Here is a 21781-nt window from a genome sequence, read left to right as displayed (position 1 = left end):
AAACGCGTAAACAAAAAACAAAACGCTATCGAGATCAAAACCAACAAACCCACTCGCGCGAAGTCCCCCTCGCACCGGGGAACCCGATTTCAGAGCACAGAAATCCCTCAGCGGTTCATTCCGTAGCTTTGCCATCAGGCCCGATTTGCCGCCCTACCGACTTAGTCAGTCGCAAGAGCAACGGATATATAACTTAGTAGGTTTCCTATGCAGTGTCAAATCGAAGTTAATCGTCCGCGTTTTCCCTCAGTTTTCAACTGTTTACGACACTGCTTCTCGGCGCAGGGCATCCTTCAGTTTCAGGCGCTCTCCGGTGGCGAGGATTCCTCTGCGGTACAGCCGCGCTCCCAGCCATACCAAAATCGGCAAAATCGCCAGGTTTATCACCATAGAGAGCCAGGGCTCCCACCACTCCACGGTGGAGGAGGCAAGCTGACGTGCCGGCATCGCGTAGCAGTTAAGGAACGGAATCAGAGAGACCACTTTGATGAACACGCTTCCGGGAGTGAGTACCGAGAAAATGGCGGAGTAAAACCCGCCCAACTGCAGCAAAATGAGCGGAAGCGTGGACTGTCCAACATCTTCTTGACGCGATGCCAGCGCTCCCGCCCCGGCGAATAGCACCATATAGGTCGCTAAGCCCAAGATAAACCACACTATGTACCAGCCGGAGAAACTGGCCAGGTCGATTCGGATTCCGCTGGTCAGACCCGAAATTAACAAGGCTACCAGTCCCGCTGAGCCCATGATTAAGAGTTGCAGGGCTCCCAATAATGTGATGCCCAGAATCTTGCCGATGAGGAGCTGCTTTGGGGTCACCGTAGAAACCAGAATTTCCACTATTCGCGAGGATTTTTCTTCAACAACGCCGTTAGCAACCAGCTGTCCCGACGCCATGACGACAATAAATAGCAAGGTAATCAGCACCATTACCACCAGGTAAGCCGCGAAGTTAAAGTCATCCCCGCTATCCCCGGACTCTGAGATGTCTCTCACCTCGACCTGCATTTGCTGCATTTTCTGGCCGATTTCCTGGAAACTGCCGCCCAGATTCCCAATATACGAACTCAACATGACGCTTTGCGCGGTGGCATTAATCATCAACATCGCCGTGGGAGAAGCCGGTCCATCGCTAAACACCACCGGCTTGTCAGCAGTGCCGCCAATCCCCAGGCTAATCTCCTTGTTTTGTACCGCCTGTTCCAATTCCTGGTCGTCGGCATATCCCTTGACCTTGTACATCGGCCCCATCGGGGAAGCCGTATTCAGAAAGGGATTCGCCTCAGACTCAAAGGCCGGTGCGTAACTTTGGGTTTGGGTGGTTACGCCGATTTTCTCGGTGTCTGCCTCGGAGAGATGAAAGTAATTCGCCAATCCCCCCGCTATTAGCACCACCAGCACCACCACGATAGTGGAGATAATGGCGGATTTGGATTTCATCCGCACCGAGAACTCGCGCCCGGCAATAATCATAATTTGTTTCATTGCTGACCACCTTTCACATCCGCGGTCTCGGTGCTGACCATCGCGGTGGCCCCGGTTTTTGGTTCGTTTTCCTCTACGGCGCTGCGGAAGATTTCCGCAAGCGTGGGGATTACCGGGACGAATTCTGTGACATTCCCCGTCTCAACCGCGGCTTGCAGTATGGCGTGAGCTGTAGGGCTGTCTGAGAGAACTGGCACCAGCAAACCGCCGGGAAAAAACTGTACCGATTGGTTTAATTTGCGGGCGGCTTCTGTCCCCGCCGCCACGGCAGCTTCGTCGCCACACAACCTGACCACCGGTGTCCCGGCCTCACGCCGCAGCTTTTCAACCTCGCCCGAAGCAACTATGGAGCCTCCCGAAAGAATCGACACGTGCGTACACAGCGACTCCACCAGGGACAGCTGATGAGACGAAAAAATGACCGGCACCCCTTGTGCCGCGTACTCCTGCAAAACCCCACTCATGACATCTACGGCCAACGGATCCAATCCGGAAAATGGTTCGTCGAGAATCAGCATCACTGGATTGTGAACCAGCGCCGCCGCTAGCTGCACGCGCTGCTGGTTGCCGAGGGAAAGTTTTTCCACGTTGTCTTTCAATCGCTCTGACACTCCCAAACGCTGTACCCAGCGCTGGGTTGATTCGCGTGCGGTGCTTCGATTCTGACCGTGCAATCTGGCGAAGTATTCCAGTTGCTCCCCGACTTTCATCTTTGGATACAGGCCGCGTTCTTCTGGCATATAGCCGATGGAGGCCCGGACCGGGGCGTCAATAGGTTCGCCCCCGAAAGTCACCCGTCCCCGATTTGCGTCGATGATGCCCATCACGATACGCATGGTTGTGGTTTTCCCAGATCCGTTCGCGCCCACAAAACCCATGACCTGGCCAGGCTCCACGTTCATGGAAACACCTCGCAAAACTTCGCAAGTCCCAAAAGATTTGTACAAGCCCTCTATACGCAGAGCTCTACTGTTTTGTTGCAAGATTTCCCCTCACGCCAATATCTTTAACCCAAAAATCAGGATACAACAATCCCCCCAGCTTCCGGTTCTGTTTGTCCAGGTTTCCGGTGTGGCGTATAGGATAAAACCCATGTCATGGTGGGAAGCGCTAATCCTCGGTATCGTCGAGGGCATTACTGAATACTTACCGGTCTCTTCAACGGGACACCTCACAATTACTGAATACCTGATGGGCAAACAGATTGATGACGTGGGAATGGTCGCTTTCACAGCGGTCATTCAAATCGGAGCCATCGCGGCGGCAGTACTGTACTTTTGGAGTGACATTTGGCGCATCATCAAGGCTTGGGTGACGGGTCTGTTTCACAAGTCCGCCCGGCACAATCCCGATTATCGCTTCGGCTGGGCCATCATCATAGGGTCGGTGCCGATTGCTGTGGTGGGATTGCTGTTTAAGGACTTTATCGAGACGGGCTTGCGTTCCATGTGGTTCGTAGCAGCCGGATTAGTGGTGTGGTCAGCAGTGCTGTTCGCTGCCGACCACTATGCGGCGCGACTGGCAGCGAAAACACCAACTCCCGGTTCGCCCAAAGCGACTATAGCAGACAATGAAACCACTGTGATTCAGGCGCTCCTCATTGGTTTGATGCAATGCGTATCGCTCATTCCCGGGGTTTCACGATCCGGAGCCACGATTTCCGCGGGCCTGTTCCTGGGCTTTGACCGGGTCTTGGCGACCCGCCTGTCTTTCTTCCTGGGGATTCCGGCTTTGGTTGCTGCGGGCACTCTCGAAGGCGTGAGCAACTTCGACACTATCGGGGAAACAGTAGGCTGGGCACCCACCATTTTGGGGCTGGCTATGTCATTTATCATCGGATACGCATCTATTGCCTGGTTACTGAAATTTGTTTCAAAACACAGTTTTAACTCCTTCATCATCTATCGCCTGTGCATTGGCGGACTCATCGCGGTGCTGCTGATTGCTGGCATTATTCCAGCAAACTGATTTCGGGTATCGTGGAATCCATGAACGCTGAGCTTGGGTTGTTTATTTCCACATTCACCACCTTGTTTGTGATCATCGACCCCTTTGGGAACCTCCCCGTATTCATGTCTCTGACTAAGGACCTCCCCAAGAAACAGAGTCAAACAGTTGCTTGGCAGGCTAACCTGTTGGCGATTGCCATTCTGTTCGTATTCGGGTTTTTTGGCTTTCAGCTGTTCGGCCTGCTGGGAATCAGCCCCGCTGCTCTACAGATTTCCGGAGGATTGCTGCTGCTGATTGTGGCTCTGCAGCTGTTGACCGGTGCAGAAGGAACTGTCGGCGAGGAGGGGGGCTCTTTGAATATCGCCGCCGTTCCATTGGGTACACCTCTGTTAGCGGGACCGGGGGCGATAGTGGCTCTGATGGTAGCTATGGGACACGCGGGGCATCATCCCCTCGCCGTCATAGCGGTGACCAGTGGAACTATCGCGGTCATGTTTACCTCGTGGCTCGCTATGCATTTTGCTACGCCTATCATCCGTTTCCTAGGAAATTCCGGTGTTGCGGTGATGACTCGACTGGCGGGTATGCTGCTCGCCGCCATCGCTGTAGAGCTGATGATTACCGGTGTTATTTCAGTCGTTCAGGACGTAGCGAAAACCATTTAGAAATTAATCAAAATAATTTATACCTGGATTTTGTATCCTAATTTTTCCAATGAATATGGGCTCTCCTCGGATGAATACTGCTCGGAAAATATAAAATTGAACTAAGCTGGAACAGCAACACATTAAGGCGATGCCTCGCAATCACGCAACGCCACGGCTTCGCCAAAATCTGAGGAGAAGTGCAATGACGCAAGTAAAAGCCTATGCGATGGATGGACCCGATCAACCCTTTCACCCGACAATCTTGGAACGCCGCGAGCCCGGCCCTACCGAGGTGTATTTCGAGGTGAAATTTGCCGGAGTCTGCCACTCCGACATTCACACCGGCCGCGGTGAATGGGGGTCAGTTATCTACCCACTGACACCAGGCCATGAGATTGCGGGTATTGTTACCAAGATTGGAACGAACGTTACAAAGTTTAAGGTCGGCGATCGCGTGGGCGTGGGCTGCTTCGTGGATTCCTGCGGTCACTGCGAGGCTTGCGAAGCCGGTAGCGAACAGTTCTGCCGGAATGAAGGCGGGACCATCTGGACTTACAACTGTGTGGGACGCGATGGACTGCCCACGGCGGGGGGCTACTCGCAGGGAATTACCGTTGAACAAGACTATCTCTGCCGCATCCCGGATTCCATTCCGCTGGATAAAGCCGCTCCGATTATGTGTGCGGGCATCACCTTGTACTCTCCTTTGACTCGCTGGGGCGCCGGACCCGGCAAGAAGGTTGCTATCGTGGGGATGGGCGGTCTGGGGCACATGGGGGTCCAGATTTCCGCCGCTCTGGGTGCCGAGACTCACGTCATCTCGCGCACGCGCTCCAAAGAGGCTGACGCTCGCCGGTTTGGAGCCGTAGAACTTCACCCCACTTCTGAGCCGGGCACCTGGGAGTCGATGGCAGGACAGTTTGATCTGCTGGTTTCTACGCTGAGCGATGTAGTGGAACTTGACGACCTGGTTGCTTGCGTGAAGCCTGAAGGCGTGGTGGCTGTAGTCGGACTGCCCGAACATAGGCAAGATTTTTTGATGCGCAATGTCGTCAATGATCAAAAGATTATTGCTGGTTCCAGCATCGGAGGCATCGCCAAGACTCAAGAAGTCCTGGACTTTTGTGCCGAGCATGACATCGCACCCCAGATTGAAATCATCAGCGGGGATAAAATCAACGAAGCCTGGGATAACGTGGTGAATTCCAAGGTGCGCTACCGCTACGTGATTGACACGTCAACTTTCTGATTCACGCGAATCCAAAAAAATTTTCCGCGTCACAAAGTTCCACACCGCGACAACCACGGTGGCGAGGATTTTTGTGATGAGAGGGTCGATGCGAAACACGACATCGCCGACGTAGAGCATGATTTCGTTGATGCCTAAGCCGATGACGGCACCGACGAAGAACAGGATGACTTCGCGTCGGCGAGTCATGTCGCTCTTGTGCCTGAAAACATAGCGCATAGATGCCGCATAGTTGAAGGCTAGAGAAACGCAGAAAGAGATAGCCGCCGCGATGAGGTAGTGAATTCCTATGATTTTGTACAGGAAGGCGAAAAGCGTGTAGTCGATAAAGAATGCCAGTAGTCCGACAATCCCGAAGCCAATAATCTGCTTGCATAGATGCCGCAGATTCTTCCAGAGACGAGACGATTGAGGTGCTGTGGCCATTTCCTTATGTTTGACTGTTGCTTGCGATATCGAAAAGTCGGAACCGGATTCATCCGATTCCGACTTCCAACCTGTGGAGCATAGGGGATTCGAACCCCTGACCTCAACATTGCGAACGTTGCGCGCTACCAACTGCGCCAATGCCCCGGTTCGTATAGATTGTAGCGGTTGCAGGAGCTAACTTCCAATTTTCCCGACCCCTCGGCTGTCGGCAAAAGTGCACCGGCGATTGAACCGAAATTCAGTCCCCGCTGGCGCGACGGCGTTCCAGGATACTTTCCAAGTCCACCGGAGCTGCACTGACGTCTTCTGCAGCCAAAGCCTCACCGGCAGGCAGAATCTGAGCGGTCTGGGGCCGCATGGGTACCGGGGCGTATTGCCAATCGGCACGAAAATCTTGCTCCACAACCACTTGGCGTATGGCACCAGTCTTAAGCGTGTAGGACGGGGTCGGTAAATCAGCGGGATTCCACTTTACGGTGACTTCCGGTGCAGTCTCAACGGGGTTCTGAACGGTCTCAGCACCGGGCGTCGTCTCGGGTTTTGCCTTTTTGTCAAGGCTCGAGTCTGCCGTTACCGCCGTTGTTTGAGCTTCAGCATCGGTGTTATTTTGTATCGGACGTTCCACATCGATTAGGCGGTTCGCTTCTTCGGCCAGGCTCACCGCCGTGGCGGGCGCAGCTTCATTAGCTATCTGCACCGCTTGAGCCAGAGTACCGGGCACCGTTTTTCCTCCCGCTAGCGATGCCGCGGCAACCCTAGCCCACTGCTTGGCTCCGCGCATCTCTACCGACTGCAATGCCGCTCGCCCGGCGGGACTTTGCGCCAAACGCTTTTCGAGAACCCGGATAGACTGCTGGAATTGACGGTCTTGCTCGCGACCGCGCTTCGCCGCTACCGCCCCCCACCAGATAGTTGCCACGATGCCCATTACGGGGGCAGCCAAGACCCACCAGGCTAGGAAACCGGTGGCCGCAAAGGCGCTGACCACCGCTAAAGCAAACACCATGCCACCCAACAGACCAGCGCGACGACGAGCCGAAGTGACCCGGTTGGAAGCTGCCGCCGCACGGTTAGCCTTCGTCTCTGTGTAGGTTCTCAAATCCTGAGCCATCTTAATGGGACGAGTCGCCGTTCGTCCAAGTTGACCTTGGTTTTTATGCAGAGCGACCTCTACGGAATGGGGTTGTTGCACCTGTTGGTCGAGTTCCAAGAGGCGCACTCCGTCCGAGAATCGGTCATCATTTCGGGCTTGACCCATCAGACGCCGGGATTTGGCCACCTGAGGTAAAAGCACCCCGGTGACTACCAGCGTCAGGCCTAAAAGAATCCATGCAGAGATACCCACAAACCCAAAATAACGACCGGGCGGTACAAAAGGGTCACGCCACTCCGTAACTCCCTCGGAATACCGCAGTTTGACCAGCTGCGGAATCCTCACCAGTTAACAACTACCACATTGCTAACAATATTCACACTGACTCGCGAACTATTTTGGACCGGCGGCTAGCCGCGTGGACGCGCCATCTCCAACCTGGACACCATGTCACCGGGATGCCATTCTTCCGTAGTAATTGCGAAGGAACTGTGGTCACGCCACGCCCCGTCAATGTAGAGAAAACGTTGACGCAATCCCTCATAGCGCAGACCTAGCTTTTCCATGACCCGCAGCGAGGGGCTATTCTCTGGCCGAATATTCACTTCAAAACGGTGCAGACCGTAGGACGATAAACCCCAATCAATGACCATAGCTAGGGCCAGCGGGGTCAGACCCCGACCAGCGAAATGGGAGTTAATCCAATAGCCCAGGGCAGCGCTCATCTCGGCTCCACGCTGCACCGAACTAAGGGAAATTTGGCCAGCTAGGCGGCCTTCGGCAACGATTCCGAAGTACATCCCCTGCCCTAAGCGCGCGGTGCGAGCGGCGTCCTTCACGAACTCATCCATGCTGACCGGGTGGCCCAACCCCGGCGGCGCTCCGGCCTCCCAAGGCGCCAACCAAGTCCGATCCCCCATGCGCAACTTCTCGATGGCGAAAAAATCGCGCCCCTTCAGCTGGCGCACTTCCAGCCAATCGAACTCCGTCTGCAGACCCCGTTCTATCAGGTTTTCTTCCCGGATGATGACCCGCCGAAATGCCCCCGGGTAAACCGTCTCACCTCGCAGATTACGCATTATGTAACGCTCATTCCAAAACCATACAGTGTAAGGTTTGCAGCGGTTGGACTTTCGTAACATCCTCCGGAACCACCGCGAAGGCATTGGCCTGAGCCAGAGCCGCCAGTCTAGCCTGCGGATGCGAACCCAACACTTCTGCGCGGTATTCTCCCGGTTTTCCAGTCAAAACCACGGGAACAAACTCGCGGCGCTCCGCAGGAGAAACCCAACCTCGTGACATTTTTGCCGGCACGGAAGCACGGTACAGGTTCGACCAGCCCGCCATCTTTCGCAAAGCCGGGCGCACAAAAGTTTCAAAAGCGACTTGGGCAGCCACCGGGTTACCCGGCAGACAATAAATCGGAACCTCACCCAACTTGCCGACCCCTAATTGGCGACCCGGAGCAATGGCCACATTGTCAAAGCGTAGGGAACCCAAAGGCGTAAGCACGTCCTTGACAGTATCTGCCGGACCGTAGGATAAACCTCCCGTGGTAACAATCACATCAGCACGCACCAGCTGGTCTTCAATAGTTTCCCGCAACCGCGAGCGCTCATCTGTGACCATAACCCGAAAAGTTTTCGCGTCAACTTCTTCGGCCGCCGCGGCCAGGCTATGACCATTCGCATCATTAACCTGACCCGGTTCACGATGAGCTCCCGGCTCTACAAGTTCATCACCAATGCTCAAAATCACAACTCGGACGCGGGGATGCACCCGTACCCGTCCCTTGCCCAGAGCTGCTAATAACGCGATTTTTTGCGCATCCAGACGTTGGCCAGCACGCAGTACGGTTGTCTCGCCGGGGACATCAATACCGCTGGGAATGACCATAGCGGAGGTTCCCAAAGAGACCGGCTTGGTGACTGTGACCTGGGAAATACCCATATCTGTTGACTCTACCGGCACCACCGCATCCGCTCCAGGAGGCAGCGGAGCTCCCGAAGCAATCCGGATGGCACTGCCCGGCACCAATCGAGTCCACACGGTATCACCCGCTTGAATATCCGCGGTAACTGGTAAGATTGCGGGAACGCGAGCCACGTCCTGCGCACGCACCGCATAGCCGTCCCCACCAGCCAAGTTAGTTGCGGGCAGGCTGGATTCGGCAACAATATCCGCCGATAACACGCAGCCCACAGCGTCTTCCAGGGGCACTGCCAGTTCCGGCAGCGGTTCAGCGGCCAGCAGACACAGATTCAGATGTTCTCCAACGGAACGCATCAGCAAGCGCCTGCCTTTCCGCCCCGACCATCGGTACTTTCAGTGCAAGTTTGGGCTGCTGCCGGTTCGTCAGGCGAACCGACTAGACCTCGCATATATTCTCGAAGCTGCGCGCCGAAATCAGGATTTTCCAGGGAAAGTTCCATTTGTGCCTGCAAATATCCGGTCAAATTGCCGGTATCGAAGTGGCGCCCACGCGAAACGACCCCCCAGACGCCGCCTCCCTCCGCAACAGGAATTTCAGCAAAGGCCGCCAGCGCATCCGTAAGCTGAATCTCGTTATTACGCCCCGGACTTGTCCGTTCCAAGATTTCAAAAATACGTGGGCTCAGCACGTAGCGTCCCATCAAGGCATAGGGCGAACGGACCTGATCCGGGTCCGGTTTCTCAATGATGTCAGCGAGCTTGAACACTGCGTGCCCCGCGGCTGCCGCACCCAAGTCAACTGGCTCGACCCGGGCGGAACTGTAAAGTTTCGCCTCCGCCACGCTGACTTCCATCAGGGCTACCACGCACCCCCCGGTCACCGAATGCACGTCCAACATAGTTTGCAACAGAGGATCTTCGGGGTGATACAAATCATCCGGAAGCTGCACGACAAAAGGCTGTTCCCCCACGGAATCACGAGCCTGCAGGACGGCGTGCCCCAATCCCCGGGCCTGTTCCTGTATCACCAAATCAACTTGGGGCAACGGCAAGTCTTGCGAATTTGATTCGCAGTCTTCGTGGGTAAAAAAATCTCTCAGAGCGGGCTTTCGAGGGCTGGTCACCACGTGAAACTGCTCAATACCACAGCGAATGGCTTCCTCAATCACCGTCATAATTACCGGTCGATCCACCAGGGGAAACAGCTCTTTGGGCACCGATTTGGTCAGAGGATACATCCGGGTTCCCTTCCCAGCGGCGGGGATAACGGAGCACCTAACTTCTAAACTCATGAATCAAGCCTAATCTATCCCGATGTAATAACAAGATAAATTAACGTAAATAAGGCACAATGTTAAGGTGCATGAGATGGAGCTAAACTTACCTGATTTGCGTGGGCAGGAACCCGAAGATGCTAAGCAGCAGTTAAGACAACTCATTCGCGGATTTAGAGAACGACTCAGTGATAGCCAGGTTTCCCAGGCCGGTCAGGAAATTAGGGATCGAGTGCTCGAGTTCGCTACCGACTTTCACACCATTGCCTGCTACGTCTCAGTTAAGAAAGAACCTCCCACCTTGGATTTAATCGAGGCGCTCTACCAGCAGGGCAAGCGGTTATTGGTGCCAAAGCTAGGTTCCAAGCTCAATCGTGACTGGGCTTTTTATGCAGGTCGCGACGATTTAGCCAACCGCTCGCCGAACCGGCCGATGGAGCCCAGCGGGGACGCTTTAGATTCTTCCGCCTTAGCGGCCGTGGACCTGGTAATCACCCCCGCTCTGGCCGTAGATCGGCACGGAAATCGCCTCGGCCAGGGGGGAGGCTGGTATGACCGCGCTCTGCCCTACGTTAAGAAACAGACCCCTATCTATGCGCTGTGCTACACACACGAGTTGCAGCGGGAGCTAATCCTTCCCACGGACCAGTACGACATTCCGGTAACTGGCGTGTTGACGCCCTCGTGCTGTTTCAAGTTGGCAGGCTCCGAGTTTCAAAAGTCCGGAATTTTGCCCGCTTAATTCGCTCCCATAGGCCCTTTGCACTGCTGTTTTACTCAATCACAGGAGGTTTTCCACAAGGGCGGTGAAAATCGGGTTTTCCACAGGTAGACAACCACGGTGGTGGCGCGTTGTCCGTCGTCTTTCTAGCGTGGACTCATGAGTATAAATCGTTTTTGGAATTGGCGTTACCCCCTCGCCGCGGGTTTGGCTATCTTGGCCGTGTTCGTTGTGGTAACGCTCTTTTTACCTGAAAAATCTGGCACCACCGTAGTGGTGGTCAAGCACGAAGTGTGTGCCGGCTGTGAAATTACCGCGAAAGACGTGGGGCTTTCCACTCTGGCTCCCTCCGGCGTTCCCCGAGACCACTATCAAAAAAATGACCGCGTCATCGGGAAAACCGCCGCGGTGAAAATGTCTGCCGGAACCGTGCTGCAACCTGCATTGTTGGTGGAAAACACGGTGGAGGATCTGCGGACAGGAGAGGTCGCCTTCGCTGTTGAAGTCAGCGACCCCGCGGTGGCAGGGTTCTCCAAGACCGGGCAGCCGGTAGAAATTTGGTGCTCCGGGGGGAATGTGGATGGGGAACTGTTAGCTTCCAATGCCCGCGTTGTCGGGGTAAAAGCCGTCTCAGAAAGTTTTTTGGGCACGGGAAACTCTGCCTCTATCGCTTACTTGGCGGCTCCTGAGGATGAAGCTCGCCGAGTCATCGCCGCCAAAGCCGACTACGACCTCAGTTTCGTGGTGCGCAGGTAGTAAATCCCAGACTACAGCTTTCCGAAATGTGGGGGAATGTCCGCTTTCAGCCGTTTGTCATTGGATTCGTCGATTTCTTCTGGCGTTTCCGGAGTCGTCTCAAGTTTTCCTGGGCCGGGAATCGCGAATGGGTTGTCTTTGCCTTCGTCCTGCTGGGAGATATAGGTAGCGCGACGGTGGCTGCGAATTCGCCGACGTTGTCGTTTCGGTTCAGGCTGAGCCTTTTGAGCGGCAAAAATGTCGAGCGGGGTAGGTTTGTTCTGTTCCATCGTTTTCCTCACAAGGCAGCGTTGCGCCGGCGTACCACGTGACGCAGCACGGCGTCGACTTGGGCGCCGCGACGCGATAGCTCTAAGGTTTGCCGCAGTTCGTTCACCTGCTGGTCCTCGTTTCGTGCCACCCCATCAGATTGAATCCACTCCAGCAGCTCGTCCAACTGGTCGTCTCCATAGGCTGCCAGGGGCAACCCTTTGGCGACCGGGGGACGTGGGCCCCGGGCAGTGCCGACCACGCGAAGGTTCGGGGCGGCAGGACTTTCCGCAGAAGTCTCCTCTTCGGAGGCTGTCTTGACGATGTCTTCAGCAGGGGTTTCCTCAGAGTCCTGCGGCGCGGCGGAGGCCGATGCAGACATATCTGTACCGTTTAGTACAGAACTTGGATTATCCGGTTCCTCGGGAAGTTCGATTTGGGGAGCTGCGATGAGAGGAACCGAAAGGACGTCTTGACGACTGGCCAAAGCCTTTCCCACCGCTTTGCGAACCTTTGCCGCCTGTGCCGCGGGGTTGGCAAAAACTTCCATGGTGTAACAGGTAATGACCTTCCAACCCGCCGCTTCCAAGCGGGCGGGCCACAGTCTCTCCCGCCTGCGCAAGGAAGGTTCCTTCACGTAAGTGTCATCATCGGTCAGCACCGCCACCAGCAGTTCACTTGGTAGCTCCGCGGATCCGATGGCCAGGGGAATCTGAATCCCATCGTTTAATCCGAAGCGAGGTACCACCGTCAGCCCCGCGCGCCACAGACGCTCCGCCAAATCCACCAGCAGACGATCCGGTTCCGACTCGAAGGATTCCGGGGTAGTTAGAGCCCGCTCCATACCTTCGGGGTTGTCGGCGGAGTCCAGCAAATCCACCAGCATTCGAGCCCCCGGCTCGCTAATCTTGGACGCATCGACCTCATTGGCTCTAAACGCGCTGACAATTTCGAGCCGTTGGCGCACGACTTCCAGACAACCCACCACGTGAGCGACCCCGGAAGGGCCAGAAACCGGGCCAAAGTTCAACTGCACCCGCCCGCGCGGGGTCTTGGACATCCCCAAACTCATAATCACCACGTCGCGGCGCAACCCGCCAGCCGTGGCGGAATCGACCACAACGAAAGGCTCCCGCGCGTTTCCACTTTGAAAGAAAGCCTGAGCCTGTGGCACTTTTACCAAGGCATCGCTCAGGGCGGAACGAATCCGCGCTACTCCCCCGGGGTTCAAACATACTACCGCCAGAGACTGGGAGGCTCGGTTCAGGGCGTGATCCAAAACCAACTCCACCACTCGTGAAATTTCTACCCGAGAGATTACGGGCGATCCATCCCGCGCTAGAGGGGCCTCCGAACCGGTCAGCACGTGGAGTTTCACCAGCGAAGCCGGGCGCGGAGACGGTACGGGCGCTACGGATTCGCCGTAACCGTGACTCGCCAGGAACAGCGCAACCTGCTCGGAAAGCTCACCCAAATCTGAACGCAGGGACACTACCGGCAGGACTTTCGCTGCAACCTGGGTAAATCCAGTCCACCCTCGCCGGGAATCACCGAGCACCACCAGCTGCTTTGCCCGCGCAATGAGCGGAATTACCTGAGACAAACTCATGAAATCCAGATGATCCAAAACCAGAACCTCGATTGTGGAACTTCCATAAATCTGGGCCAGCAGGTAAGGCGAAAGCGCCCAGACGGGACGCAGTTGGCGAACGAGGGGGGCAAAACTTTGGAAGTCAGACAACGCCGCCGTGTCCCCAGTCTCTAACACAGATTGCAAAGCCTCGGCGGTCGGAGCCTGAGCCTGGCGCGCTTGATCCGCCAGTTCGTGCATGGCTCGCGCCACGGGGAAAGGTAGCGATTCGATTTGTGCCAAATCCAAGGAACGCAACGTATCCGCCAACTCGTGCATGGCGGCCCCGTCAACACCGGCCAAGACCGGGTCGCTTTGCATAATCTTTAGCAAGATAGCTGACCACCAAGCCAAATCCAGCTCTGCCAGTGCTAAATCAGCAGGTACTCGCCGGGTCCGTAAATCATCGAGAAGCGGCCCTAACCCGGAATCTTTCAGTTCCTTTAGCAGTTGTACCTGCCGGGGCAGACGCAAAGCTTGGTCGGTGGTTTCATCTAGGGATTTCACTAAATTCAGAAGGTCGGACAAAGGCACTTCCTCAGGTTTCGCCCCTTCCGGGGTGGTGACTTGACTGAGGGTGGGGGCAAGCGCCGCGATTTCGGCAAAAACTTGCGCCGAAAGTTCCTGTACCGCCTCAAAATCTTGCGGAATTCGCGGCCAAGCTCCCGGCAGCGCATGGCGGCGCCACAGGTCACGGAAACTTTGGACCCGCACCAGTTCATCGTGCAAATCCCGGGGCACCACTCCCGGACGCAGCGAATCCTTGGCTTGCTTTACCAGACTGCGCTTATCCCTGCCTTTCATCGGTAAGGAGCGTTCCTGACGCCATTTGCGGCTGGCGGTAGCGATGACCATATCTGCGGCCGAATGTTCAAAAATTTCGGGTTGGAAAATATCTAGAGATTGCGCCACTCCCTTTAACATTCCCAACTGTTCTTTCCAGGCGTTCAGCGTGGGGGCGAGAACCAATCCAGTTTCTTCGCTGACCCGCTCCAGTTCCTGATGCAGAGTAGCTAGGCGACCATCCGCCAGGGCATGAATCTTTTCGATGGCATCCTGGGCATCCGCTTCAGTGGAAAGAACCACGCCTTTCCAGGGGGATTCTTGTAGCTCCGGCCCTAACAGGCCAGCATCTTGGGCTCGGGTCAGCAGTTCACGAGCTCGTTTACGTCCTTCTTTGCTGGAGTGTTCGTCATCGGCAAGTTCCAGTTTCACTTTCGTGCGCGGTCCCGGCTTTGCGCTTGTTAGGTCCGCGAGAGCCTGCAGGGCAGCATAGGCGGAAACTCCCCACGGCTCACGCACCACGTGCAAACGCTGCGTATAGGCACTGAGTTTGTCTCGAGTTTGGCGCAGTCTCTCGTGAGCTTCGCCCAACTCCGTGACCGGCACGGGCGGCTGCGGATTCGCTGTGTCCCCACTCAAAAGTTGGTCTCGTAAAGCGCTACGCCACTCACTAGCCCCGGTCAGATCCAACACGAAACGGCCCAATCCGGTCTTTTGCAAACCTTCCACCGTGGCCTTACCAATTCGGCGCACTCCCGGTACGTAGCAAACGTGTTTCCCACTGGCGCCACAATCAGCCAAAATCGCTTGGACAGTGGGTGAACCGGGAGCCCCCGGAGGAACCTCGACAAAAATGGAACGTCCACTGGCGACCAGTTCCACAACTCGTGCCTGGTTCACATCCAAGTCGCCGATACCGCGTTCCAAATCCGGATCCCGATCCGCCGGGCTGGTTTCGGGCAGTGGCTCCAAAAGCTCAGCAGCTGCTGACTTGTCTCCCGCAAACGCTTTGACCAGCCGATTTTCACCAGCCACCGGGAGGATGGTGTCCCAATCCGAACTGAGTACCGCGCTGGCGACCCCCAGATTAGCAACCATAAGGTTTTCTTTGAGATCAAACCCCGGTATGAAGTCCTGTCCCGCCCGACGAATCGCCTCGAGAGCTGAGGTCACGTTCAAGCGGCCATCCTCTAAGCTCGAAGCAATTATGGCTTCAGGATTGCAATCTATCTGACGATCTCGAAAAACTTTCACCAGGACCGGGTTCATCACTACCGATCCGCCCATTTTCAAGGTGTAGTCCCCATCAACCGCTTCCAGTTCCAGCGGACGCATCAGCACCGGCAGGTTGAATCTCTCCAATTTGAAATGGCTCAGTTCAGGGCGCGTTCCCCGTTCAGATTCCTTGAATGGGGGCAGTTGAGTCCAGTTCGCGACCCCAATCACCAGATTGGTGGGGTACAACCCACAGCGAGCCACTGAAGATTTCTTTTCGGCGTCAAGTTTCCTCATTACCGCTCGGGCGGCACCCAAGGCGGCACTGTCACGCAGCAACGAAGATAATTTCGTCAGCCGACCGCCATACAGCTGGGCTATTCCCGCGGGATGAGCCCCGGTCAAATCCAGAAGGTTCTCGAGCGCGTCGATGTCGCGTATCCCCTGGGCTCCTGGTGAGGCCGATGCTTCCTCAGCCCACAGCGCCAGACGCTCCTGAACCGGATTGACTGCTACAGACTGCAAAACCTCGGTGGCAGCGTCACTCTGATCAGAGGAAGCGGGGGCGGGATTTTCCGCGCTTTCCCCGGGGCTTTGTACCGGCTGTTCCAAATCTTCTTCCACATATCCACGATATGTGAAATATGGCACAATTCCGCGATGGCACGCCAAAAGTGGGCGAATCTAAGGGAGGAAATGCACAACTTGTGGTCAGGATTACCCCACCGTTTCCAGCTGCCCCAACAGACGCTGAATCACCGTTCCCAGCACTGCAATCAAATCCTCGCGGCTCATGGAGGCCAGGGGCTCCAGCTTTACCACGTAACGGGACAGCAGAACCCCCAACATTGCGCTCATCATCAGCTCGATGGGCAAATCCAAATCCGTCCCGATGTATTCCCTGATACTGGAAATAATTTCGTTTTGCACATAATTCGCAAAGGTCTGCTGGGTTGCCGAATCTTGCAACAGCAGGTTGAACAGCGTCTCCAAGGTTCCGGCGGTAGCGGCTTGTTCCCAAGTGTTCAGAATGGTGGCAGCCAAACGGTGTCCGGTTTCTTCGGGGGGGCCATCCACCAGCGCCGCTGTCATCAACTGTTTAGGGTCTTCCGGCAAAGCCAATGATTCCCGCAGCAGCTGAGCCTTGGACTGAAAGTAATACGCGATGAGAGCCGGGTCGACTGCGGCACGGCGGGCAATTTCGCGGTAAGTAGCATGTTTATAGTCCAATTCGGTAAAAGCCGCATTGGCGGCGGCGAGGATTCTTTCTCGGGTTTCCCCCCGCGGTCCCGTAGGTCCTCTCCGGGCTGAGTTATCGCTCTTAATCAATTTAGTTAGCCTTACGTTACGTAATTATTTTTCCAAGTTTCAATAATATTTCTCCAGGCTTCCCAGTGGTTTTCCCGGTAAACCCAAGGATTCTGCGTTCTATATTATTCTAATTTCAACACGTTAAAATTTCTCAGTTTTCTGGGTATGTTCCTAGAAAACACGGCAAGGAAATGAATTGAGGCCAATCGTATGACTGTTAGTGCCGCGAACATCATCCGCCTCGGAGTTGATGTGGGCTCCACCACCGTAAAAGCGGTGGCCCTCAACACTCAAGGACAAAAAGTCTTTGCCGATTATCGCCGTCACAAGGCAGATGTTCGTCGCGAGCTAACCCAACTTTTGGAAGATGTCCTCACCGATTTGGGCAACGTTACTGTCCAAACCGCCGTCACCGGCTCGGGCGGTCTCCAAGTCGCCAACTCTATGCGAGTACCCTTCGTCCAGGAAGTCATTGCTGAAACCGAAGCTGTCCGTAAACATAGTCCTCAGACTGACGTCATCATCGAACTGGGCGGAGAGGACGCGAAACTGACCTATCTGCATCCGACTCCCGAACAGCGTATGAACGGATCTTGTGCAGGAGGAACCGGAGCCTTCATCGACCAGATGGCGACCCTGCTAGACACCGATGCCGAGGGGATGAACACTCTCGCGGCACAAGCGCAAACGATTTACCCCATCGCTTCACGCTGCGGCGTTTTTGCTAAATCTGACATTCAACCATTGCTGAACCAAGGTGCCGCCCACGCGGACATTGCCGCCTCTGTATTTATGGCGGTAGCCACGCAAACCATTGCGGGTCTGGCCAACGGCCGTCCTCTCCGCGGCAATGTCATGTTCCTTGGCGGCCCGCTGCACTTCCTGCCGGAACTACGCCAGGCTTATGAAAAACTGCTGCCCAAAGTGGAAAACTTTTACACGCCACCCGACGCGCAGCTCTTTGTGGCTCTGGGCACCGCCCTGCTGGCCGACGGAGGGCGTGCAGGCGGTAAAGCTGCCACCCCGGAGAGCCTGGAAGTCCTGATTGAACGCCTGAAACAGGCCGAAGTCGTCCACGAATCGACCCGGATGCGCCCGCTGTTCAAAAACGACGCGGAACTCAACGAGTTTCGTCAGCGCCACCAACGCGATTGCATCCAGTCTCTGAACCCGACGGAAGCAAAGGGACGCTGTTGGCTAGGGATTGACGCCGGCTCCACCACCATCAAAGCCGTGGTCATCGACGAGTCAGACCGCATTGTTTTTTCTCACTACGCCACGAATGAAGGCAATCCTCTGCGGGCAGCCATCGACATTGTGCGCCGGATTCGCCAGGAGCTTCCGGCAGGCACCACTATCGGGCGCGCTTGTTCTACCGGCTACGGCGAAGGCCTGATAAAGGCCGGGATGACCCTGGACGAAGGAGTCGTGGAAACCATGGCTCACTACCGGGCGGCCAACCATATCGCTCCGGGGGTGACTTCGGTGGTGGACATCGGCGGCCAGGACATGAAATTCATCAAGATTAAGGACGGCAGCGTCGACTCGATTTCAGTCAACGAGGCGTGTTCTTCCGGCTGCGGTTCGTTCCTGCAAACGTTTGCCGCCACAATGAGCACCACAGTGCAGGAATTTGCCGCCGCCGCGGTGCAGAGCCCCGATCCGATAGACCTGGGTACCCGGTGTACCGTGTTCATGAATTCCTCGGTCAAGCAAGCCCAGAAGGAAGGCGCCGATACCGGGGCTATCGCCGCGGGTCTGTCTTATTCGGTGGTGCGCAATGCTCTGTATAAAGTCATCAAACTTAAGGATCCTTCAGATTTGGGCGACAAGGTCGTGGTGCAGGGAGGTACTTTCCTGAACGATGCCGTCTTGCGGGCTTTCGAGTTACTGACGAAACGAGAGGTGATTCGACCTAATATCGCCGGGCTGATGGGAGCCTACGGGGCGGCCTTGAGCGCCAAAATGCACGACGACCCCACCACGCAGTCCACGTTAGCCAGCTTGGCGGATTTGGATGCCTTCGATGTCGAAACTACCCACAAAACCTGTAACTTTTGCCAAAACCACTGCCAGGTGACGATTTCTACCTTCGCTAATGGCTCCCGCCACGTCACCGGCAACCGTTGCGAACGCGGCGCCAGTTTGGAAAAACGACCTCAAAAGTCCCAGATTCCAAACCTTTATGACTGGAAATATCGCCGACTGTTCGCCTATCGTCGTCTGACTGAAGACAAAGCCACTCGCGGGGATATCGGCATTCCTCGCGTCTTGGGGATGTATGAGGATTACCCGCTGTGGTTCACAATTTTGAGCCAGCTCGGTTTTCGCGTCATGATTTCGGGGCGGTCCTCCCACGAACTGTTTGAACAGGGCATGGAGTCAATCCCCTCGGAAAATATCTGTTATCCGGCGAAACTGGCTCACGGGCATATCGAACAGCTGCTGGAAAAAGGGGTGAAAACGATTTTCTACCCCTGCGTGAACTACAACATGCCCCGCAATCTCAAAGCTGACAATAACTACAACTGTCCGGTCGTCGCTACCTATCCCGAGGCGTTGCGTCACAACATGGAAGGCCTCGATGCTCCCGGAGTGCGCTTCATCTCACCGTTCTTAAACATGGCAGACCCAGACTTTGTGGCGAAACGTCTGACTGAAGTATTTGCTGACTGGAACGTCACTCTCGAGGAGGCTACCGCTGCGGTTCACGCCGGCTATGCCGAGGATGCGCGGGTCAAAGACGAGATTCGTCAGCAGGGTCGTCTGGCTTTGGAATGGATGCGCGCACACGGCAAGCGCGGTGTGGTTTTGGCGGGTCGTCCCTACCACTTGGATCCGGAAATCAATCACGGAATTCCGGAGGCGATTATCAGCTTAGGTATGGCAGTGCTGACGGAGGACTCTATCGCCGATGGCCGTCTGGAACGCCCGCTGCGGGTGCGTGACCAGTGGACTTACCACTCTCGCTTGTACGAAGCAGCCGCCCGCGTTGCCGCGGAACCAGACTTGGAGCTGGTGCAGCTGACTTCCTTTGGCTGTGGCCTCGATGCCGTCACGGCAGAGCAGGTGCAAGAAATCCTGGAAGGCCAAAACGACATCTTTACCCAACTGAAGATTGACGAGGTCTCTAACTTGGGAGCGGCAACCATTCGGCTGCGTTCCCTGGCCGCGGCCGCCATTGAGCGTGAAGAGCGTACCAAACGCAACGAAAGCGCCATCAACGTCGCCGGCCTGACCGGCAGCGCTCACGTTGACAACACGGGCAGTGTCAATGTGAGCTTCCTGCCCAACACCTCTACCGACACTATTCCGGACAATCACAAGGTCGCTGGTGAAGCTCTCATGTCAGCGACCGTGGCTACTTTCCCGGCCAGCGCCACCCGCCCGGAGGGGGTGCCCAGTCCCCTGTCCGCGGTCTCTAGTGCCGGCAAGAACCCTGCGGGTCACGTCTACGAGGCGCACCCCTTCACGAAAGAGATGCGAGACGCAGGCTACACCATTCTGGTGCCGCAGATGGCGACCATCCAATTCCGTCTGGCTGAGCCGGTCCTGAAACGTAAGGGATACAACGTTCGACTGCTGGAGAATGTCGACGCCCAAACCATGGAAACCGGGCTCAAGTACATCAATAACGATGCTTGCTATCCCTCACTGGTGGTGCTGGGTCAACTCATCGACGAATTTGTTTCCGGACGGGCCGACCCGGATAAAACTGCCGTAGCCATGAGCCAGACCGGCGGTATGTGCCGGGCGACGAACTATGCTTCGCTACTGCGCAAAGGACTGCGAGATGCCGGATATCCGCAGGTCCCGGTCATTGCTATGTCTCTGCAGGGGCTGGAAGAAAATCCCGGATTTACGTTTACGATTCCGATTTATCATCGAATTATTCAAGCCTTGGTTATCGGAGACGCCATTCAAAAGATGCTGCTGCGGGTGAGACCCTACGAGGCGGCTCCCGGTTCCGCGATGGCTCTCTATGAGCGCTGGAACGAGTTGTGGCGCGAATGGTTTGCTTCGGACGGGAAAAATGTCGGTGGTTTTGGACGTGTCAGCTATTCCAAGCTCACCAAGATATGTGTGCGCGAGTTCGACGCCCTTCCGCTGCGGAACATCCCCCGCAAACCGCGGGTCGGGATTGTGGGAGAGATTCTGGTCAAGTTCCACCCCTACGCAAACAACCACGCGGTACAAACCATCGAGGATGAAGGCTGCGAAGCGGTCCTTCCTGGCCTGCTACAGTTCTTTGAGTACTCGCTCGCGGACGGAAAATGGGACTGGGAAAACCTAGGGATGAATCCGCAAGCCAGGTTTACGAAACCGCTGGCATTGTGGGTTTTGCGCCGCTACACCGCAACGGTGAACAAGGCGATGTCAGCCACCAACGGCAAATTCCTGCCCGGTCGCAACATTATGGATATGTATGAGCGTTCCAAAGACATTGCTTCCATGGGGAACCAGGCGGGAGAAGGCTGGTACTTGGTTTCTGAGATGGTGGACATGATTGAAGACGGCTGCCCGAATATCATTTGTGTGCAGCCCTTCGCCTGCCTGCCTAACCACATCGTTGGCAAAGGCATGTTCCGGCCTCTGCGTAACCGCTATCCCCAGGCAAATATTGTCGGGATTGATTATGACCCCGGAGCTTCGGCAGTGAACCAGCTGAATCGGATAAAGCTCATGATTTCGACTGCGAAAATCAATGAGGGACGCGATTTGGACTTCAGTCAGTTTGGTTCGGATTTGCCAGAGTTTGCAGCGGCTGAATCCGCTGTGGCTGGCTGTTGCTCCGACCCGGACGAGCCGGCGCTGCTGGGGATGCCGACCATGCCCGGCCAACAATAAACGAAAGCGCCCCCGAGCCGATTCGAACGGCCGACCTACCGCTTAGGAGGCGGTTGCTCTATCCACTGAGCTACGAGGGCAACGTTACCAAGTCTACTGTGTTTTCAGCGCGATTATAAATACTGAACGATAAAAACGAACAGTAATAAAAAGCGGGTTAAGTAACATTTTGTGTGTCTTTATTTCGGGTTTTTCTTTGCGGTGTAAGG

General features: G+C 55.7%; 16 protein-coding genes and 2 tRNA genes. 6 read left to right on the top strand and 12 right to left on the bottom strand.

Annotated elements, in window-relative coordinates:
• Positions 1 to 261 precede the first annotated feature (261 nt).
• Both RQ935_RS09730 and RQ935_RS09725 read right to left on the bottom strand, forming a co-directional pair.
• Positions 262 to 1485, bottom strand: a complete 1224-nt coding sequence (locus tag RQ935_RS09730; protein WP_311498199.1) for an ABC transporter permease — start codon at positions 1483 to 1485, stop codon at positions 262 to 264.
• A complete protein-coding gene (locus RQ935_RS09725; protein ID WP_399532427.1) occupies positions 1482 to 2468 on the bottom strand; it encodes an ABC transporter ATP-binding protein in 987 nt (328 codons plus the stop codon). Before RQ935_RS09725 ends, RQ935_RS09730 begins: the two co-directional genes overlap by 4 nt.
• 109 nt (positions 2469 to 2577) lie before the next feature.
• Between RQ935_RS09725 and RQ935_RS09720 the strand changes: the two genes are divergently transcribed.
• The 3 genes from RQ935_RS09720 (at position 2578) to RQ935_RS09710 (ending at position 5331) form a co-directional block, all read left to right on the top strand.
• Positions 2578 to 3453: an undecaprenyl-diphosphate phosphatase gene (locus tag RQ935_RS09720; RefSeq protein WP_311498198.1), complete on the top strand. Its 876-nt coding sequence runs from the start codon at positions 2578 to 2580 to the stop codon at positions 3451 to 3453.
• 20 nt (positions 3454 to 3473) lie between these two features.
• On the top strand, positions 3474 to 4100 hold the full coding sequence (locus tag RQ935_RS09715) for a MarC family protein (RefSeq protein ID WP_311498197.1): 627 nt from the start codon (positions 3474 to 3476) through the stop codon (positions 4098 to 4100).
• Positions 4101 to 4284: 184 nt separating this feature from the next.
• Positions 4285 to 5331, top strand: a complete 1047-nt coding sequence (locus RQ935_RS09710) for an NAD(P)-dependent alcohol dehydrogenase (RefSeq protein WP_311498196.1) — start codon at positions 4285 to 4287, stop codon at positions 5329 to 5331.
• On the opposite strand, the gene RQ935_RS09705 is transcribed toward RQ935_RS09710, so the two are convergent.
• The 6 genes from RQ935_RS09705 to RQ935_RS09680 form a co-directional block, all read right to left on the bottom strand.
• Entirely contained in the window at positions 5320 to 5757 is a 438-nt protein-coding gene (locus tag RQ935_RS09705; RefSeq protein WP_311498195.1) for a GtrA family protein, read from the bottom strand. The two genes, RQ935_RS09710 and RQ935_RS09705, sit on opposite strands and share 12 nt — an antisense overlap.
• 74 nt (positions 5758 to 5831) lie before the next feature.
• Positions 5832 to 5904 (bottom strand) — tRNA-Ala (locus tag RQ935_RS09700).
• 94 nt (positions 5905 to 5998) lie between these two features.
• A complete protein-coding gene (locus RQ935_RS09695; RefSeq protein ID WP_311498194.1) occupies positions 5999 to 7105 on the bottom strand; it encodes a hypothetical protein in 1107 nt (368 codons plus the stop codon).
• A 158-nt stretch (positions 7106 to 7263) separates the two neighbouring features.
• Complete coding sequence (locus tag RQ935_RS09690) at positions 7264 to 7932, bottom strand: GNAT family protein (protein WP_311498193.1); 669 nt, start codon at positions 7930 to 7932, stop codon at positions 7264 to 7266.
• 10 nt (positions 7933 to 7942) lie between these two features.
• Positions 7943 to 9139 carry a gephyrin-like molybdotransferase Glp gene (glp, locus tag RQ935_RS09685; protein WP_311498192.1) on the bottom strand — a complete coding sequence of 399 codons (1197 nt, stop codon included), beginning with the start codon at positions 9137 to 9139 and terminating at the stop codon, positions 7943 to 7945.
• Positions 9139 to 10077, bottom strand: a complete 939-nt coding sequence (locus RQ935_RS09680; protein ID WP_311498191.1) for a UTP--glucose-1-phosphate uridylyltransferase — start codon at positions 10075 to 10077, stop codon at positions 9139 to 9141. Before RQ935_RS09680 ends, glp begins: the two co-directional genes overlap by 1 nt.
• A gap of 76 nt (positions 10078 to 10153) precedes the next feature.
• Between RQ935_RS09680 and RQ935_RS09675 the strand changes: the two genes are divergently transcribed.
• Positions 10154 to 10801 (top strand): 5-formyltetrahydrofolate cyclo-ligase, encoded by a 648-nt coding sequence (locus RQ935_RS09675; protein WP_311498190.1) that lies wholly within the window; start codon positions 10154 to 10156, stop codon positions 10799 to 10801.
• Positions 10802 to 10939: 138 nt separating this feature from the next.
• On the top strand, positions 10940 to 11536 hold the full coding sequence (locus RQ935_RS09670; protein WP_311498189.1) for an SAF domain-containing protein: 597 nt from the start codon (positions 10940 to 10942) through the stop codon (positions 11534 to 11536).
• An 11-nt stretch (positions 11537 to 11547) separates the two neighbouring features.
• On the opposite strand, the gene RQ935_RS09665 is transcribed toward RQ935_RS09670, so the two are convergent.
• From RQ935_RS09665 to RQ935_RS09655, 3 genes are all read right to left on the bottom strand, one after another.
• Positions 11548 to 11805 (bottom strand): hypothetical protein, encoded by a 258-nt coding sequence (locus tag RQ935_RS09665; protein ID WP_311498188.1) that lies wholly within the window; start codon positions 11803 to 11805, stop codon positions 11548 to 11550.
• 8 nt (positions 11806 to 11813) lie between these two features.
• Entirely contained in the window at positions 11814 to 16037 is a 4224-nt protein-coding gene (locus tag RQ935_RS09660) for a DNA helicase (RefSeq protein ID WP_311498187.1), read from the bottom strand.
• Between the two features lie 93 nt (positions 16038 to 16130).
• Positions 16131 to 16742: a TetR family transcriptional regulator gene (locus RQ935_RS09655; RefSeq protein ID WP_311498186.1), complete on the bottom strand. Its 612-nt coding sequence runs from the start codon at positions 16740 to 16742 to the stop codon at positions 16131 to 16133.
• A gap of 192 nt (positions 16743 to 16934) precedes the next feature.
• Here RQ935_RS09655 and RQ935_RS09650 point away from each other — a divergent pair, with 192 nt between their 5' ends.
• The gene (locus tag RQ935_RS09650) at positions 16935 to 21572 is read left to right on the top strand and encodes an acyl-CoA dehydratase activase-related protein (protein WP_311498185.1); all 4638 of its coding nucleotides are present in this window, start codon (positions 16935 to 16937) and stop codon (positions 21570 to 21572) included.
• 7 nt (positions 21573 to 21579) lie between these two features.
• Here RQ935_RS09650 and RQ935_RS09645 read toward each other — a convergent pair.
• Positions 21580 to 21652 (bottom strand) — tRNA-Arg (locus RQ935_RS09645).
• Positions 21653 to 21781 lie beyond the last annotated feature (129 nt).

Source organism: uncultured Mobiluncus sp., assembly GCF_963511525.1.
In the GTDB taxonomy this organism is placed as follows: domain Bacteria; phylum Actinomycetota; class Actinomycetes; order Actinomycetales; family Actinomycetaceae; genus Mobiluncus.
This window is presented reverse-complemented; position numbering and strand designations above follow the sequence as displayed.